The organism is Rhodococcus sp. IEGM 1381 (assembly GCF_030056795.1).
GTDB lineage: Bacteria > Actinomycetota > Actinomycetes > Mycobacteriales > Mycobacteriaceae > Rhodococcoides.
In genome coordinates this window covers 69,661-85,438 of the sequence record NZ_JASHKQ010000005.1, presented here as the reverse complement: position 1 = coordinate 85,438, position 15,778 = coordinate 69,661, and the positions used below count along the sequence as shown (strand labels likewise).

At 60.7% G+C, this 15,778-nt stretch carries 15 protein-coding genes; 5 read left to right on the top strand and 10 right to left on the bottom strand.

Translation table 11 applies throughout. From position 1 onward, the window contains the following. Positions 1 to 54 precede the first annotated feature (54 nt). A complete protein-coding gene (locus tag QM797_RS26355; protein WP_502942346.1) occupies positions 55 to 1,431 on the bottom strand; it encodes a hypothetical protein in 1,377 nt (458 codons plus the stop codon). A 410-nt stretch (positions 1,432 to 1,841) separates the two neighbouring features. On the opposite strand from QM797_RS26355, the gene QM797_RS14810 reads away from it, so the two are divergent. After that, positions 1,842 to 2,309, top strand: coding sequence for a 5' nucleotidase, NT5C type (locus QM797_RS14810; protein ID WP_283276398.1), 468 nt, complete (start codon positions 1,842 to 1,844; stop codon positions 2,307 to 2,309). Between the two features lie 21 nt (positions 2,310 to 2,330). Here the strand turns inward: QM797_RS14810 and QM797_RS14805 are convergent, their stop codons facing one another. Continuing rightward, positions 2,331 to 4,376: an SIR2 family protein gene (locus QM797_RS14805; protein WP_283276397.1), complete on the bottom strand. Its 2,046-nt coding sequence runs from the start codon at positions 4,374 to 4,376 to the stop codon at positions 2,331 to 2,333. Between the two features lie 277 nt (positions 4,377 to 4,653). On the opposite strand from QM797_RS14805, the gene QM797_RS14800 reads away from it, so the two are divergent. Then, the gene (locus tag QM797_RS14800; RefSeq protein WP_283276396.1) at positions 4,654 to 5,394 is read left to right on the top strand and encodes a hypothetical protein; all 741 of its coding nucleotides are present in this window, start codon (positions 4,654 to 4,656) and stop codon (positions 5,392 to 5,394) included. Positions 5,395 to 5,486: 92 nt separating this feature from the next. On the opposite strand, the gene QM797_RS14795 is transcribed toward QM797_RS14800, so the two are convergent. The 7 genes from QM797_RS14795 to QM797_RS14765 all read right to left on the bottom strand — a co-directional run bounded on the left by QM797_RS14795 (position 5,487) and on the right by QM797_RS14765 (position 12,310). Further along, entirely contained in the window at positions 5,487 to 5,858 is a 372-nt protein-coding gene (locus QM797_RS14795) for a hypothetical protein (RefSeq protein ID WP_283276395.1), read from the bottom strand. Between the two features lie 6 nt (positions 5,859 to 5,864). Further along, positions 5,865 to 6,608 carry an HD domain-containing protein gene (locus tag QM797_RS14790; RefSeq protein ID WP_283276394.1) on the bottom strand — a complete coding sequence of 248 codons (744 nt, stop codon included), beginning with the start codon at positions 6,606 to 6,608 and terminating at the stop codon, positions 5,865 to 5,867. Positions 6,609 to 6,657: 49 nt separating this feature from the next. Continuing rightward, positions 6,658 to 7,578, bottom strand: a complete 921-nt coding sequence (locus tag QM797_RS14785) for a hypothetical protein (RefSeq protein ID WP_283276393.1) — start codon at positions 7,576 to 7,578, stop codon at positions 6,658 to 6,660. Between the two features lie 750 nt (positions 7,579 to 8,328). Then, positions 8,329 to 9,513 carry a DUF726 domain-containing protein gene (locus tag QM797_RS14780; protein WP_283276392.1) on the bottom strand — a complete coding sequence of 395 codons (1,185 nt, stop codon included), beginning with the start codon at positions 9,511 to 9,513 and terminating at the stop codon, positions 8,329 to 8,331. A 558-nt stretch (positions 9,514 to 10,071) separates the two neighbouring features. Next, the gene (locus tag QM797_RS14775; RefSeq protein WP_283276391.1) at positions 10,072 to 10,305 is read right to left on the bottom strand and encodes a hypothetical protein; all 234 of its coding nucleotides are present in this window, start codon (positions 10,303 to 10,305) and stop codon (positions 10,072 to 10,074) included. 107 nt (positions 10,306 to 10,412) lie between these two features. Then, positions 10,413 to 11,066, bottom strand: coding sequence for a response regulator (locus QM797_RS14770; RefSeq protein ID WP_283276390.1), 654 nt, complete (start codon positions 11,064 to 11,066; stop codon positions 10,413 to 10,415). A 38-nt stretch (positions 11,067 to 11,104) separates the two neighbouring features. Next, entirely contained in the window at positions 11,105 to 12,310 is a 1,206-nt protein-coding gene (locus QM797_RS14765; RefSeq protein WP_349307198.1) for a sensor histidine kinase, read from the bottom strand. Positions 12,311 to 12,475: 165 nt separating this feature from the next. Here QM797_RS14765 and QM797_RS14760 point away from each other — a divergent pair, with 165 nt between their 5' ends. From QM797_RS14760 to QM797_RS14750, 3 genes are all read left to right on the top strand, one after another. Next, positions 12,476 to 13,099 (top strand): DUF4352 domain-containing protein, encoded by a 624-nt coding sequence (locus QM797_RS14760; RefSeq protein ID WP_283276388.1) that lies wholly within the window; start codon positions 12,476 to 12,478, stop codon positions 13,097 to 13,099. A 79-nt stretch (positions 13,100 to 13,178) separates the two neighbouring features. Continuing rightward, positions 13,179 to 13,823, top strand: a complete 645-nt coding sequence (locus QM797_RS14755) for a vWA domain-containing protein (RefSeq protein ID WP_283276387.1) — start codon at positions 13,179 to 13,181, stop codon at positions 13,821 to 13,823. A 214-nt stretch (positions 13,824 to 14,037) separates the two neighbouring features. Beyond that, the gene (locus QM797_RS14750; RefSeq protein ID WP_283276386.1) at positions 14,038 to 14,403 is read left to right on the top strand and encodes a DUF6188 family protein; all 366 of its coding nucleotides are present in this window, start codon (positions 14,038 to 14,040) and stop codon (positions 14,401 to 14,403) included. 167 nt (positions 14,404 to 14,570) lie between these two features. Here QM797_RS14750 and QM797_RS14745 read toward each other — a convergent pair whose 3' ends face one another. After that, positions 14,571 to 15,758 carry a Fic family protein gene (locus tag QM797_RS14745; protein WP_283276385.1) on the bottom strand — a complete coding sequence of 396 codons (1,188 nt, stop codon included), beginning with the start codon at positions 15,756 to 15,758 and terminating at the stop codon, positions 14,571 to 14,573. Positions 15,759 to 15,778: the final 20 nt, after the last annotated feature.

Below are 15,778 nucleotides of genomic sequence, written 5' to 3'. Positions count from 1 at the left end.
CTCGCTCGCAATTGGAGCATGGAGGCGCGGGGTCGGTCGCTCGGGCTGGCGGGTTCACAGCGATCGAGGCAGCTCGTCCGAAAATCGGTAGCTGCACCCGAGTTCTTCAGAATCTGTCATACCCGTGTTGTCGCGGAACCAGGCGATGCACGTGTTCGCGATCAGCCGCGTATCTCGCGTGAACAGGTAACCGTCGGTGCAATCGTCGAAATGGTCGTCATTGTGCCAGGTGTCGAGCTCCAGACCGTCTGCGGAGTAGTCCGTGAGCATGAGGTGGCCGAGCACCGCGCGTGAACGCCTCAGCATGTGGACGCCGTCGTCGAGAACCTGAATTTGCGCGCAGACAACGGGCACACCTTCTTCTTCCAATTCTGGTCCGTAGTCGCTGGGGCCCAACTCGATTACCAGCCCCACCGGTTTCCCGTGCATGGATTCGACCAGCCACGCGGCCATGCTGTCCCAGCCGTCGATCTCGAGCCGTGTGTCTTCACGGTGGAGAGCGACGAGGTTTGTGCGACTCTCGATCCGCGCGGTCCACGCGGTGACTTCCGACCCGTCCGCGACGATGTTCGCCGTCCCGGCGTCGTCGATCCACACGGTGTCGAGACTGAACGGACGCGTGAGTGTGTGCCCGTCGAATGTGGTGATGTCGGCGCTCCACCCGTTCATGTCGACGTTGGGATCGGTGACCACCACGTATCGGTCCGATTCGCCGTTCGACACCAGCTGCCAGTCTGGGGTCTGCTGGCGGTCGGCTATCTCGGAATGCATTGGGAAGGACAATGTCTCGGCCTGGTAGATGTCGGCACGGACCGATCGAATGCGAGTGATCGACCAGGCGTTGCTGACAAAGTGTGCGGCCTTGGCGATCAACTGCGTCCCGTGCTCGGCGGGACCGCGAGTCTCGACGATCAACTGCGGTCGTGTCGCACCGGACTCGCTGAGTCGTGCGTCCTGTGTGTGGCGATAACACTTCGGCAGGGGCCTCGCGGTACGGCGTTTCCCTGATGGTGTCCGCTCCGGCTCGACCTCGACGAGCACGGTGGAACGGTATCGCGGCTCGACGTCGCGGCACCAGTCGGGCATTTCGAGTAACACGTCGGCATCGTGGTCCAGGAAGGGTTCGACACCCCACAGATCGGACCGGCAGATCTCGATGCCGACAACTGGCCATGCTTCCCTTAGGGACCCGACGATCTGTGTGGCAGCTTGTCCTGACTCCCACCATCCAGTGTGCAGTATCTCGAACACGATGCGCGCGTTGCCCAGCGGTGATCGGTCGAGGTGGGCGAGGTGCGACCCGACTGCGGCCAGGATTGCGGCGCGCTCGCTGTGGGACAGCGTCGACAACCGCTGGTTCACCTCGATGGCGATTGTGAAGCCGGGATCCCCTGTGGGGATGCCATCGAGTCCGTGCGGGTTTGGATGCATAGTGCTCATCTCTGTGATGCGCGAAAGGGGAGCGCCGCGGATGTCGGCGACGACGTGTACAGGTTCAAGACCATCCGCACTAGTAGTTGTAGATGGGGGTACCGACAACTTTTGGACGGCCGTGGTTCACGGGAAGGAATTCGGTTGGCGGTCAGCCATAGGGCGCCGCAGCAAGGTGGTCAAGATCTGTGTGCCGCTCCGCGGTCGGCGATTTTGTGCCTCTCGCAGTTGGCTGACCCGCGTCCAAGTTCGGTCAGGGCAATCGCTACGATTCGGTTAGTTGATCGATACGCGCCGATACAGACGGGCGCTCGACCGGCAGTATCTAAAGTTAGACCCATGATGCGTAACGAGATCAACAAATTGACCATGTCTTAGCCGGCACATCAAGTAAATTGAAAGAGGTAGTCGTGGCCGAAAAGAAAATCCTTTACATCGATCTTGATAACACCCTTGTGGATTTCAAGACAGGAATCAGTCGTTTGCAAAAGCGGCACCTCAAAGACTTCTACGGCCGTCTCGACGAAGTGCCGCACATTTTTTCAATAATGGATCCGATGGAAGGTGCCGTGGATGCCTACATCGAACTCAGCACCTTGTTCGACACGTACATCTTGTCGACTGCGCCCTGGCTGAATCCTCAGGCCTGGCAAGACAAGGTGCTGTGGGTTCAGCTTCATCTCGGTGTCGAAAAAGATTCGCCCGCATACAAGAGACTGATTCTGTCTCACCACAAAAATCTCAACCGAGGTGATTTCCTCGTCGACGACCGGCCCAACAATGGGGCAGCGGAATTCGACGGAAAGCTCATAGTATTTGGTGGCGATGATCACCCGGACTGCGAGAGCGTCCTGACGTATCTCCGCACTCAGGCCTAGTCCACACTGGGACGTTCTACATCAATTGAAGTCCCAGGGATCCGTTGGTTCATCGCCCAACCCACGCGTCGCGAGAGTCGATGCCTGGAACGTTTTGCGGTCTGCACCTGGGTAGAGGGTGCGGAGCGCGGTCTCGAAAGTCGCCCGATACTGCATCTTCAACTCGGCGACCGCAGAGCTGTGTGATCGCATGTGCGATGACCGCAGCCCGGATTCGAGTGGGCCCGGCGCGCCTTCCATGTAGAACCCGAACGGGCTCGACAATGCCGACGCTTGTTCAAGGCACTGATGGGCATGTCTGAGCACGGATTCGCGATCACCCTGCGGACTGCGCCGAGGCAATCTCGGCTCATGGTCGGGAAGCGGACATCCGAATAGATCAGCAAGGATGTCGCGTCGCAGGTTGTGGTAGTCGCGAAGGACTGCAACATGGTTCTTGTGCTCTGCCGCGGAAAAGTATGCGTCGACCAGATCGCCGAACGAGAGACTGAAGCGGTCCCGTTGGACGCGACGAGGTTCGGCCTCGCCCATCGCCGTCAATGCTTTCTGAAAGGGCTCCCACCGGTGACGCCAGTTGGTAGACCTGAACGAACGTATCCGGCTCGCCACTTCTCGAAGCTCATCCGCTACACGGTTCTCGTCGACGTCGAGCAGCTCAGCGTACCGAGAATCGAGCAAGTACGGAGATTGGTCACTGGCGTACATCGCAACACCGTCGAGCAAGATCTCGAGGTCTCGTGCGGCGACTTCCATTCTCAACGACTTCGAAGCCGTCACATAATCGAAATCGCCCTCCCAGAGGGCCGCTCTCAACGCATCGGTCTGCAGCGTTACGACCGTCCCCAGAGGGCGTTGGTGGCTGTTGGTTGCATTCATCGCGAGTACCTCGTGAGCCAGGCGGAGGACGTTGTCGTCGGTCATGGAGGCGCCGATGACAACGAGATGCCCTGTGGCCATCAAAGATTGAACAATCGAGGCGAGAGGTCGACGCTGAGAGTCATAGCGGACAAAGTCGCGCCGGCTCAGGATGATGCTGTCGGGGTCGGCGACATCGCCGTGCATCTTCAGTAGCCAGGCACGGCCGGGCACTGCGTCCTCGCGCGGAAGGACCGAGATCGAGTCCTTTCCATGCGCGGACTCGTATGCGTCCTCGTACAACGTGTCGTAGTTCGTCGTCACGGCATGGCTCACGTTCAGGGATGCCAAGAGGCAGTGCGCGAGGGTGGGTGTGTAGGTCGAGCTCGCACCAGTGACTGCCGCTGCCCTTTCCCCCAGACTCTTATGACCGGTGGTCTTCGAGAGCAACTGCGCTCTGTCCAGGACGTTCATTGCGGCGAAGTCTTTGTCGTCCAGTGAAGACTGCGTGTCGTGTTTGATTGTCGTCAGTAGCTGATCCCACGTCGGCAAGCCGGCCGAGACACTGACGCCGGCACCGAGAAGCAGTGCGACGTCGCCGCTCCGAAATTTGGTAGCCAGCTGCTCGCTGGCGGGGTGGGCGGTTACGCGTTCCTGCTGTCGCCTGATCGATTGCAATGCGGCGTAGTCCGCAGCGTTCCCCACGACAAACACGACGTCGAAGTTCGATGCGTTGACGAATTCGCTTGTGCGCGAGAGAAGGGACTGAATTACCTCGCCTCGGACACCCTCGTAACCGCCCAGCCCAACGCCAAGTATGGGCATCGCGATCAGCGGCCTCACTCGACCGTCTCCGTGTTTGGGTGGGTCGGCTTCAATCTTTTGAAGTGCCTCGCTCAGACCGGCGATGAGCCACGCAACTGATTGGCCTCCGTCGTGGGCAACGTTGAGAATCCACGTCGGTCGACCCTGTGGATGGGGAAACCGGCGTGCACGACCCGAGCCGTGGGCTGCTGGGACGGTATCCGCGACGCCGAGCGCGGGCCACCACGTGCGTTCCGGCTGGAAGCGAGAGTCGGCCGGCACCATGAGGACGTCGGACGCTACCGATTCGAGTCGGCCCTTGACGACAAACACATGGCCGGTGAGGTTCGCGCTGTCATCCGAGCTGGAAAGGCCCGTCAATCCTTCTCTGAACGTTGCGTTGGTCACGATGCGAATACTAGTTCGGCGCACGCTGCCACAGACGGACGACATGGATGGCTGATGGATGCAGTGAGGAATCGAGAACAACGTTGCGGAGGTCCTTGGTTCGCTGTGGATCGGGTTGAGTCACGGCACGGATCGAGCACATTGAGGCCCCGAATGGAAGCCTCTTTCGGAGCCTAGTCGGCTCGGATATGCGTGATCGATACCAGTGGATGCGACACTGGATTGGTCTGAGTGTGGTTGACCTCTTCCGGGACCGAGGCTGAGATTGGAGTCAGGTTTGAACGACATATCGTCGGAGCTGTCGCAGATCGAGCTGGCTATCCGTGAGTCGGTCGAGCCGCCCGCGCAATGGTTCGCCGATCAAGTCGAGGGGTCGAAATCGGATCCTGCTCAGATGGCCTTGTGGACCTCGTCGACCGTGATCGATGACAACGTGCAGGGTGCAGTCTTCGGCCCTGAGGTGTTCTCGTGGCTTCATGAAGGTGCACCCGGGTCGTACGACTTTCCGGTCGGGCACGCCGGTCTGATGCATACCTACGGCTACTTGCTGTCTACCGTCGTCACTCCTTACGGGCTGAAGAGTCAGCGATGGCTCACCACCGACTTGGCGGAGGCGTTCGAGCTTGACCCGCACTTCTTTCATCCCACCTATTCGACCGTGCCGCTGATGGAACGTGTTGCGTCCAAGGCGATGCCGATTCTGACGAACCCCTGTGGAAGCCGAACGGTCTTCACTGTGGACGAAGTGATCGACCACCGGAGTCGGATGCGCACGGTGTACGTGTCTAACCCGAAGACGCATGCGACTGCCGTGGTCTACGGAGTGGTGACGGGTGATCGAGCCCAGATTGTGTCGACCTTTCCAGTTGGGCCATTAGACGAGGAGTTTGTTCGCGGGTGGCTGACGAAACCGATGCGCTATCGGTACAACTACGCTCCGTCGCGGGCTGAGCCTGGCAGCGAAATACGGACGGAGCCGGGCTATCGACGCACAGCGGCCGCAGATATCAACCAATGATGCGTTCCTGAATGTGCAACCTCAGCATTTTTAGGTGAGGGCAAGTCGAACGCAAGGTGGATCAGCCCGACGTCGGGCCCCGGTAGCGTTGTTCATCCACCCACGGGGCGCGTACCGGTCTCGATATTCGAGCGGAGATTCTCGACCAGTTGGTGCAAGCTGACTCGGAGGTCGACCTGATCCGCTGTACTGTTGCGAATCTGAGCATGCGCGTCGAGTGCAATGGCGTCGAGCGATCCGAGCGCTACTGAAGCCGCTTGCTCGCCAGCGGCGGCTAATTCGGTTTGTGATAGCGCGCGTTGTTGCACTTCCGCCGCCGCGCGCTGCTTTTTGACGAATTGTTCTGCAATTAACGGGTCGATGCCCAATTCATCACATCGGTTCACGACGGTTCTCGTCCATTGCCTTGCATTCTCCTTAGTTAAGAAAAGTAGCTCGTTGGCTGAATGAGCGAAGGGAAGCACCCGAATTCAGTGCCCGAGTATCATCATTGATGTCGACAATGCCTTCAATCGGGCGTCGATGTCGTCCAGTCCGCTTTGATCCAGACCGAGCAGGCTTCGGTTGGCATTCAATGCCGCGATGAAGACCTCGACCATAGGTGCGTACTTGGCTGCAAGCTTCGCTCGCTTGGCCTCGTCGTCGAGGTACTGCACGCTGCCGGCATTGTCGACGAAGTCGGCGAACTTGACCAGGAAGACCTTGGGGTCCTTGATGACGTCAGCGACGTGCTCGGCGTAGGCGGCGTTCTTCTCGGTCTTGGGTCGCACGGCATCGCTTAGTGGATTAGTCACTGCAGCAACCAGTCTGGATGTCTCTGTGTTGAAGTGCTCGGTGATGAGGTCCAGTGCCGCCTGTTGATTCGATTCGTCCGACAGCCGTGACCGGTCCAGAATCGACACGATCTCCCGCGGTTGATCCTCGACTGTGTCGTGCAGAGCGGTCGCGGCGAGAACATCGGTGTCGGTGCAACCGAGCCTGATCAGGCGCAAGACGTTCCTGAGGGGATGCACGATGTACGCGTCGACAGGGTATGCGGCACGCCCGATCCGCTTTTGGGACAGATGAGCGGCTGTCGCCAACTCCATGGCATTGCCAAGCTGCGTTCGGTCGACACGGTCGGTATCAATCTCGTGCAGGATGGCGAACACCAAGGCGGCCGAGTCCATGTCCTTCAGCTTGGTTGCGCGGTAGATGTATCCAAGATTCTTCATACTTTTGTCTCCTGTCGGTAGGGGGTGAAAGTAGCTGCTCGATGGTGCGTCACGAGGATCGAGGGAGCTCGTCGGCGAATCGGTAGGAACAACCGATGTTGCCTGTTGTGTTCACGCCGGCATTCACTCGGATCCAGGCGATGCACGACCGGGCGACCAGGCGAATGTCCTTGGTGAACAGATATCCGTCGGTGCAGTCCTCGAAGTGGCCGTCGTTCTGCCACTCGTCGAGAGGCAGGCCTGAGGACGAATAGTCCGCAAGAAGTAGGTGGCTGAGTTCGGTCCGGGAGCGTCTGAGCATCACCACGCCCTCGCTCAGGACGACCACCTGTGAGCACACTACCGGGGCGTCATCGGTGGAGTCGGCAACATAGTCGCTGGGGCCCACCTCGACGATGAATGCGACCGGCTTGTCGTACAGTGATTCGATCATCCACGCGGCCAACGAGTCCCATTGATCGACCTCCAACCGTCGGCCATCGACGATGAACGCCCGAACGAGTGAACCGGGTTCGACCGGCGCTTCCCATGCATCCTTCGCCCAGCCGTCGTCGGTGCCGTTCGCGCGTCCACTTTGATCGGCCCAGATGGCACCGAAGGTGAAGTCACTTCGCGTAACGGTCTCATCGGCATCCACACTTTCGACACTCCAGCCCGCCAGCCGGACTCGAAGGTCGGTCACCACGACCGATCGGTAGCCCTCGTCGTCGATGTTGTAATGCCACTCCGGGATCTGAGGCGTGGTCGCGAGAACTCCGGTCGTTGCGCGATGCGAAACCTCGGCGCGATAAACGTCGGATCGCACGGATCTTATCCGAGTGATCGATCGATTCTTGCCGATCGCATACGCGGGCTTAGCCGTCGACATCGCGGCGCTGGCGGGATGGAAGTGCTGCTCGACGATCATCTGTGGTCGGCCGGTGGAGGAACGACTCGTTCGTGCATCCCGCGGCGAATACATAACGCTCACCAGGTCTGAGTCTCGGAGGCGGGGAGGTGTTTTGCTTTCGGGTTCGACCTCGACGATCACTGTCGAATGGCGTCGTGGATCGCTTCGCTGGCACCAGTCGGGTAGCTCGCCGAGACCGTGGGGTTCGTGATCGAAGAACGGTTCGTCTGCCCATACGTCCGCGCGGCAGATTTCGATCCCGACGGTCGGCCTTAGTCGGCGGATAGCTTCTTCTGTTCGGAGGGCGAGACGTCCGGCGTCCCACCATCCACAGTGGGCGGTGTGGAAGACAACCCGGGCATTCCCGAACGCAGACTCCTCCACTAGCGCGGACTGAACGTCGACGCTGCGAAGCAGGTCGGTACGCCATTGGGGCGTGAGGTCCGATAACGGATGGTCGACCTCTATTGCAATCATGAATCCGGGATCTCCAGCGGGTATGTCGTTGGGCCCGAGGCGTGTTTGTTCCATAGTTCTCCTCGTCAGTTGCGCGAAAGGGTTGCCGAGAAAGTCGGCGAGAGCGGAGTCCGGACTACCGGACTGCCTGCAACTTCATGTGTACACGAGGGCGCCGACAGGTGTGTCGAAGATGCCTGTGGTGCGTCCTCGGTGAACCGGGGACGCACCACAAACCCACGAGTCAACTGAACTTGGGAGTCCCATCCTGACGGTGCGGTAACTGTGCTTTCCGCGACTATGCACGCCCACGCCATCCGCCTGATTTAGGCCGAAATCCTAAGCGAGAGAGCAGTACTCGGCATTGATGCCTTATCAGCTGAGCTGCACGCTTTGCAGATACTCTGAATGCCCATCGACGATAGCGGAGACATCGTGGTCGTGGATGCGGGCGAACTCGGTGCGGAAGCCTGCGTATCCGACCGCCGTTTGTCCACCTTGAGCGGTCTTGTAGCCGTACTTGAGGACATCGTCGTTCGACGAGTGGTAGTTGTGCACGGCGTCGGTGACTGCATTGCTGAGAAGTCGCCAGTCACCCTTCGACCCGATTGCGGCACCCAGCAGGTGGACCGTGTCAATCTTCGGCATGCTCTTCGACCTCGCAAGGGTTTCGGCCGCCGTGGCTGCAACGCGGGCTCCGAGGCTGTGTCCGACAAGCACGTAGCTTTTGGCGTTGGTTCTCGCCAACAGTCCTGCGAGAGCCACACCCGTGCGGTCTGCCTTGACTCTTGCAGTATGCCAGGGGTTTTTGGCAATGGCTGCTGCTGCCAGCGCGGGTGCCAACGGCCCCAACTTCTTCGCGCCTGCTTTTGTCGCCTTTGCAGCCAGCCCCTTGATTCCGAGTGCTGCTGCCGGTTGTCCACCCATTGCCTTGGCCATTGCTGCTAAGTCTCCGAGATCATTGCTCCCCCAGTGAACTCGATAGATCGGTGAATCCGGGTAGCGTCGTGCCACAAGCTTCTTCCAGTCCGGGCGTGTGTCCTTCCCCTCGCTGAACAGTCCATTCGCAACGATCACGGCTATCCCGGACCCTGGCTTGATCAGTTCGATGTTGAATGACTTGTCAGCACCGATGTAAGCAGTTGTCACCGAACTGCCCAGTGCACCGCCAAGGGCTCCGCCAACGGCTGCGACGACTGCTGTCCCGCCAACCATCCCCAGCCCACCCGCAGCGATCGAGCCACCACCAAGCAGAGCCAACCCGTAACTGCTGGCCGCGGCTCCCGCGTAGCCACCCCCCGCGATACTCAGACTGCCGATTGCCCCGCCGATCGCCGGGGCAGCAAGAAAAGCACCGGTCGCGAGTGCACCCGCGGAAAGAACAGAGATCGCTGCGATACGTGACCCTAGTGCGAGGTTACGACGCTCGAAATTGAGGAATTCGTGGTAGTCCTCCAGCGCCCCAAAGTTCAAGGACGCCTTTTCGAACCCGGGGATCTCGTGCTTGTGCTCGGCGCAGTACCGCGGCACCAGTACCGCTGCGAAACCTCGCGTGGCCATGTTGGCGCACCCTGGACCTGCGCATCCCAGTGTCGGCGAACCGCACGATTCGCATAGGTACGCGGGGATCGTCCCGAATCCTTGTGTCAAGCGCCGATGGTCGCTTCGGGTGAAGCATGCTGAACACCACGAATTCTTCGACGCTGTTCCTAGTTTGTCGACCAGTTCTGCGATGCCAGCCGCAGTCTTACGATGTGCCATTGCCTGCGTGTGATGGCTTTCCCGCTCAGCGCCGTCGGTAAGGGTGCGGTACAGGTGATCGTGCTTGGCGAAGGCCCACGCGTTGTGGACCAAGGCGGAGTTGGTTCCCAATGCATCGTCACCCAGGACGCGAGGCTCCAGATCGTTGAGTGCGCCGTTGCAGCGCATCGTCAACCCTTCTGGGCTGCGAACCTCGCATTCGAATTCGGCGTTCCCGAGTGAGCGAAATACGACTTCAGCGGACATTCCCACTATTTGCCTTCCTAATTCTTCGACCAGCTTCGACGCAAATCTATCGAGTGTGTTCGGATCGCTACCGGTTGCCCTCTATTGAGGAACGCCGGCCCCGTCTGGTGTTCAAGCCGACCAGCGTCGGTGGGAAACACCGGGTGAGACGGCGACACGTTGCTGTACGACATGAGCCCCACCGTCCTCGACACCGAGAACGAAGAACCACTTGTAGCGCAGGCGAAAACTTGAGCTGGTGGCGATGACCGCGTCGCATGCAATGGACTCAAGAAGACCGCGAACCACGAACACATGTCCGCACAGCCTGCTCGTTGTGGTCTGGTCGGCAACCGGTGTGGTCACGTGGCTCCTCGTGCAGATTGATACGGGCAGAGTGAAGGTACCAATAAGGAAGCGAGATACGTGGACACTGAATTCAATTGGTGATCACCGTTTCAGGCTCGGTCCGCTCACGTGACCATTCCCGCCCGGAAGGCAGCCAATGCCGCCTCGACTCGATTGCGCACGCCGAGTTTCACGAAAATCCCGGAGATATGGGTCTTCACCGTCGTCTCGCTGAGGTACAGCTCGGAGGAGATATCCGCATTGGTCGAACCAGTAGCCAAGATGCGCAACACATCTCGCTCCCGAGGGCTCAGCACGTCCATCGACACCGATACAGGAGCCGTCGGCAACATCGACGACGCCACAATTTTCCGGAGCGAATCCTCACTGAACAACGTGTTGCCCGATGCCACCGCCCGAACCGACTGATGGAACGTCTCGGGTGCCTCGCTTTTGCTCAGAAAGCTGTGCGCCCCCGCCTCGATGGCCTGTACCACCAGATCGTCCACATCCATCGCCGTCATCGCAATGACCTTGGGTGGATGGGCGAGCGTCATCAACTCGCGAGTGGAGGCCAGCCCGCCGATCCGGCGCATCTGAAGATCCATCAGCACCACGTGTGGCCGGAACGCCGCAACCGCCGCAGGTACCAGATCGCCGTCCTCCACGTCGGCCACCACCGAAATGTCCGAGGTCTTCGCGAAGATGTCCGTTACTCCACGTCGAACGAAAGGGTCGTCGTCGACGATCAGAACGGTGATCACGGCTGGCGCTGTCATGGTGCGCTGAGCTTAGAACGCGACTCCGACACTGTCCGTCAGGAGTACCACGGCAACCAGCACGACACCACGAACTCGCCCGGCTGCGCGCCGGCAGCAAACGTGCCGCCCACCCCGCGGACTTGTTCGGCCAGTCCGGTCAACCCCGCACCCGACCCATGCGCAAAAGCCGGTTGCCCCATCAGCTGATTGCGCACGTCCACGCGAAGGCCCACCTGATCGGACCCCTGCACCGCTACCCGAATAGTCGAACCGCCGGCGTGCTTCTGCGCATTGGTGAGCGATTCCTGCACCACCCGATACGCCACATGACTGCTCGCAGCGCCGATTTCACCGGGCGTCACGTCGAGGATCATCGTCGTATGTAAGCCTGCGTCCCGCGCCGAGTGCACCAGATCAGAGATGCCCTCGACGCTTTGCCGACCACCGCTCGAGGAATCGGCCGATCCGCGCAGCACGCCGATGATGCGCTTGAGCTCGTCGAGCGCATCGTGAGCGGTCTGCCGAATCAACGACGCGGTTTGGGCTACCTTCTCGGGTCCATCGGCACTGTTGACCTGCATTCCGCCTGCGAACAGCGAGATGCGACTGAGGCTGGCAGCGAGGGTGTCGTGCATGTCGCGGGCGATGCGGGCACGTTCCGCGGTCAGCAGCATCTCCTCACGAAGCGCGTTGGACTCCACCGTCACCTTGTCTCGCGTGACCACAGCCTCCGTCAGATCGGATCTGGTGCGGCGCAGTATTGCTCCACCCACGACCAACCCGACGAGCACTGCCGCGACGACCCACGGAATCCACGCCGGGACGTCCCATTCCACCGGCATGGACCCGTCCTCGGCCTTAGTCGAACCGATGGTCAGGACGGAGTAGTACCGACTCCGATGCGCGTCGTACGTCAACGACACCCCGCACGCCATGAAGACCGCGACGGCGGCCATCACCAGAGGCTTGGTGCGCGCGAACGCACCGACAGCAAACAGGGCAATCAACGCCGCCGTCGCATCGGTGGCGAAAAACAGCGGCCCGGCCAACGCCAGACCCAGAACCACCCACGGCCGCTCGTGTCGCCAGATCAAGGCGACGCCCGCGATCAGGTTGAGCGCGACGCCGATACCCAGATTCCACCCCGGTGTCCCTGACGAGCCCGCCAGCCCGGCGGTCATTAGCGAGCAGAACAGGCTGAAGGCCACCGCCGCCGTCGTCCAGGCTTTGCGGCGCAGGGTGCCTGTCCGATGGGTGCTCACGAGGAGAAGCGTACGGCCGAGCACCGACACTGCGAATCGTCCGATCGGCCCACATGGCCGATCGGATGCGACCGAAAGGACGAGGCACACCGACCGGTCAGCCGAGGCGCGGACAGGGTCGACTGCGGTGTGGTTGATACATCGCCGAACGAGAGGAATTTCGACATGACCAACCACAACCCGAACCCCCAGCAGCAGTACGCCCCACCCGCTCCCGAGCAGACGAAGAGTTGGTTTGCCCGACACAAGATCCTGACCGTCATATTGGCGATCGTCGTGCTGGGCGTCCTCATTCGGCTGATCGGTGGTGGTTCGTCGGAGAGCCCGACGGCTCCCGCGCCGGCCGGGTCCTCGGCGTCGGAGGAAGCGGCTCCTGCAGCACCGGTCGAGCCGAGTAGTCCAGGAATCGGCGTTCCGGTACGCGACGGAAAGTTCGAGTTCGTCGTCACCGCCGTCGCGCCACCCGTCGCGACGGTCGGCTCGGAGTACCTGACGCAGACCGCGCAGGGCGAGTACGTCCAGGTGACGATGACCGTGCGCAACATCGGCGACCGAGCACAGAGCTTGGACGCGTCCTCGCAGAAGTTGCTCGATGCGGACGGAAAGCAGTACTCGGTCGACAGCCTCGCGACTGCCTACCTCGACGAGGGCATCGGCTACGAGCAAATCAATCCAGGCAACGCGCTGGATACAACCGTGGTGTTCGACGTCCCTGTCGGGACCGTGCCTGCCGAGATCGAGCTGCACGATTCGGCGTTCTCAGGCGGTACGACGGTTGCGCTGCGGTAGCCGTCACCGATCGCTCTTCCGTTCTCTCTCAATCTAATTCATCCGACGCAGCTCAGGCTGCGTCCTACGGAAGGAAAACATGACCAACCCGAAGCTCTCTCTCGTTGCCGCATTGCTCGACCGGTCCGGCTCGATGCACTCCATCGCCGACGACACCCGCGGCGGATTCGACTCTTTCATCGCCAAGGAGCGTCAGGCCGACGGTCGGACCGTGGTCACGCTCGCGCAGTTCGACGACCGGTACGAGCTGGTCTACGACAACACACCCATCGACGATGTTGCTCCGCTCGTGCTCGAACCGCGTGGGAGCACCGCGTTGTACGACGCGATCGGCCGGCTAGTCAGCGAGGTGGGCACCGGGCTGGCCACGATGCTGGAGGGCGAGCGTCCCAGCTCGGTGACGGTACTTGTGATGACCGACGGTCACGAGAATGCGAGCCGGGAATGGACGAATTCTGCTGTGAGGGAGCTGATTCAGCGGCAAGAAGCCGAGTACAGCTGGGACTTCGTGTTCCTGGGATCGAACATCGATGCCGTCGAGGTGGGTGCCGATCTGGGCTTCCAGCGGGACAAGTCGATGACGTACGTCTCGACGTCGGTCGGCGTGACGGCTGCCTTCGATTCGGTGGCGGACTACCAGCACCGGAAGCGATCGGCGGGTGTCAATGCGTGTTCGGTATCGGCTTTCACCCCGGAAGATCGCAGACGAGCGCGAGGGGAGTAGGAGAGATCGGCGACGGCCGGGTGCAGTGTCACTCGCTGCAGACTCTCGACTGCCATCCGAGTGGAACCGCGCACGGCGCTGCTGCGTCTAACGGGCAGCTGCTCAATAGGTCAACAGATGCTGGACGTTCGACGGGGGAGGTATTGATGGCTCGGAGACCCATATTCCCATCGAGTCGGACGGCTCATTTTCAGTCCCGAGAGGGTGGTAGCACGTGGACATTCCTCTGGTAGGTCAAGTGATCGCGTCTCTGGAGTTCGGATTCTCTCTCGCGCTGCGTACGAATCATGACTACGAACTGCGTATCGAATCGACTTTTCGGCTCGATGAGCCTGGGTCCGACGGGTTCCGAGGTGTACCGGACGCAACGCTCTCCGACAACACCGCTGTCTGGCGTCTCGAGGGCAGACGGGTCATACGTGCGCACGCTTCCAATGACGGCGACCTGCGGATCGAGTTTGCCGACCACACAAGCCTTGTAGTTCCTTTCGACCCCGATTTCGAAGCCTGGACCGTTGCGGCACCCGAAGGTTTCAAGGCAGTCAGTGTTGCCGGCGGCGGGCTCACAGTCTGGGAGTGAAAGAGGGCCGTACAGGCGGGATTGGATTCATATCGCTTGTGGGGGATGCTTCCTGGAATGAATTTTAGGTCGGTGCTCGGCCTGAATTCGAGTGAATGCCGGAGAATAGGGAACCGTGGCGTCGGATACTGTCACGGATACTAGATGACGTCCGCCAGCGCTCGAGCTCAAGAGCTGAGTGTCCGTTTTCCGATCGCGGCGCTCAGTGCGTCGAGCTCGGCCAGAACGTCGGTTGCCGCCCATATCTGGTTACGCTTGCTGGTGGAGATCAACTCCAAGATGCCGGCTTCGGTCAGTCGACCAAGTGCGCGATACGCGCTGACATCTGTTGTCCCGGTGATCTCTGTCGCCATGTCTGCGTTGAGGATCGGCACCTCGAGTAGTCGGGCCAGCAGGGCTTCGTCAGCGGAATTGGCGCGAGGTTTCGCTACGCGCTTCCACGCACCCGGCAGCTCTGACAGAGCATGCGCCGACTCCGCTGCTGCTTCGCTCGCGTGCACAGCAGCCGACGCCAGATATTGGACGAACTCGTCCGCTTGTCCACTGCGGTATCCCGTCAAGAACGAGAAGTACCGTGTCGTGTCTGCGAGCATCGCCGAGGCCAGCGGAACGGTGATCTGACGAGTCAGGCCGCGTCGGCGCAATATTGCGCTGACCAATGCGCGTCCGATTCGGCCGTTTCCGTCGGTGAACGGGTGGATGGATTCGAACTGTGCGTGAGCGATGGCGGCCTGAGCGATGATCGGCATGTCCGTGCGGTTCGCGAACACGAGCAAGTCGTCCATCAGTTCGGGGACGAGTTCCGGCGGCGGGGGAACGTACAGCGCATTGATGGGTGTGTAGTCGCTGCCACCGATCCAGTTCTGCACATCGCGTAGTGCGCCACTGTCTTTCGCAGTGTAGAAATCGGGAGCCATGAGAAGCCGGTGTGCGTCGAGGAAGGTGTCGAGCGACATCGGTCCGCGGCCCGCAGCGTCGACCATCGCGATAAGTGCGTGTACTGCAGCGAGTTGAGACTTGGCATCGGCGCTCGCCTTGCCCCCGGCCAATGCACGACCGAACGCATGCCAACCGGCGTCGACACTCTCGATTTTGGATGACGCCACGGATTCGCTTCGGAGCAAGAAATCTGCGAGCGGCGCGAGGTGTTCGCCGAATCCTGCTTCGAGACGAGCTACCGCAATGATCGCAGCTTCCTGCGCCTGACCGGCCTCGTTGGACGGTGAAAAGACCAGGTCTTTGATCGCGGGAGGGATCGACACCTCGATTCGATCGAGTGTGCGGTCGGCCTTCGATCCTTGACGATGTCGAGGCTGCCATTCCTTGGTTGTACGGGTGTGTGGCGGCCACGGCATATCAACGCCTCCCTCGCAAA

Excerpts from the sequence above, each read along its gene's own strand:
- QM797_RS14760 (WP_283276388.1), top strand. The coding sequence starts at position 12,476 with ATGACCAACCACAACCCGAACCCCCAGCAGCAGTACGCCCCACCCGCT.
- QM797_RS14780 (WP_283276392.1), bottom strand. The coding sequence starts at position 9,513 with ATGGCCACGCGAGGTTTCGCAGCGGTACTGGTGCCGCGGTACTGCGCC.
- QM797_RS14790 (WP_283276394.1), bottom strand. The coding sequence starts at position 6,608 with ATGAAGAATCTTGGATACATCTACCGCGCAACCAAGCTGAAGGACATG.
- QM797_RS14745 (WP_283276385.1), bottom strand. The coding sequence starts at position 15,758 with ATGCCGTGGCCGCCACACACCCGTACAACCAAGGAATGGCAGCCTCGA.
- QM797_RS14770 (WP_283276390.1), bottom strand. The coding sequence starts at position 11,066 with ATGACAGCGCCAGCCGTGATCACCGTTCTGATCGTCGACGACGACCCT.
- QM797_RS26355 (WP_502942346.1), bottom strand. The coding sequence starts at position 1,431 with ATGCATCCAAACCCGCACGGACTCGATGGCATCCCCACAGGGGATCCC.
- QM797_RS14755 (WP_283276387.1), top strand. The coding sequence starts at position 13,179 with ATGACCAACCCGAAGCTCTCTCTCGTTGCCGCATTGCTCGACCGGTCC.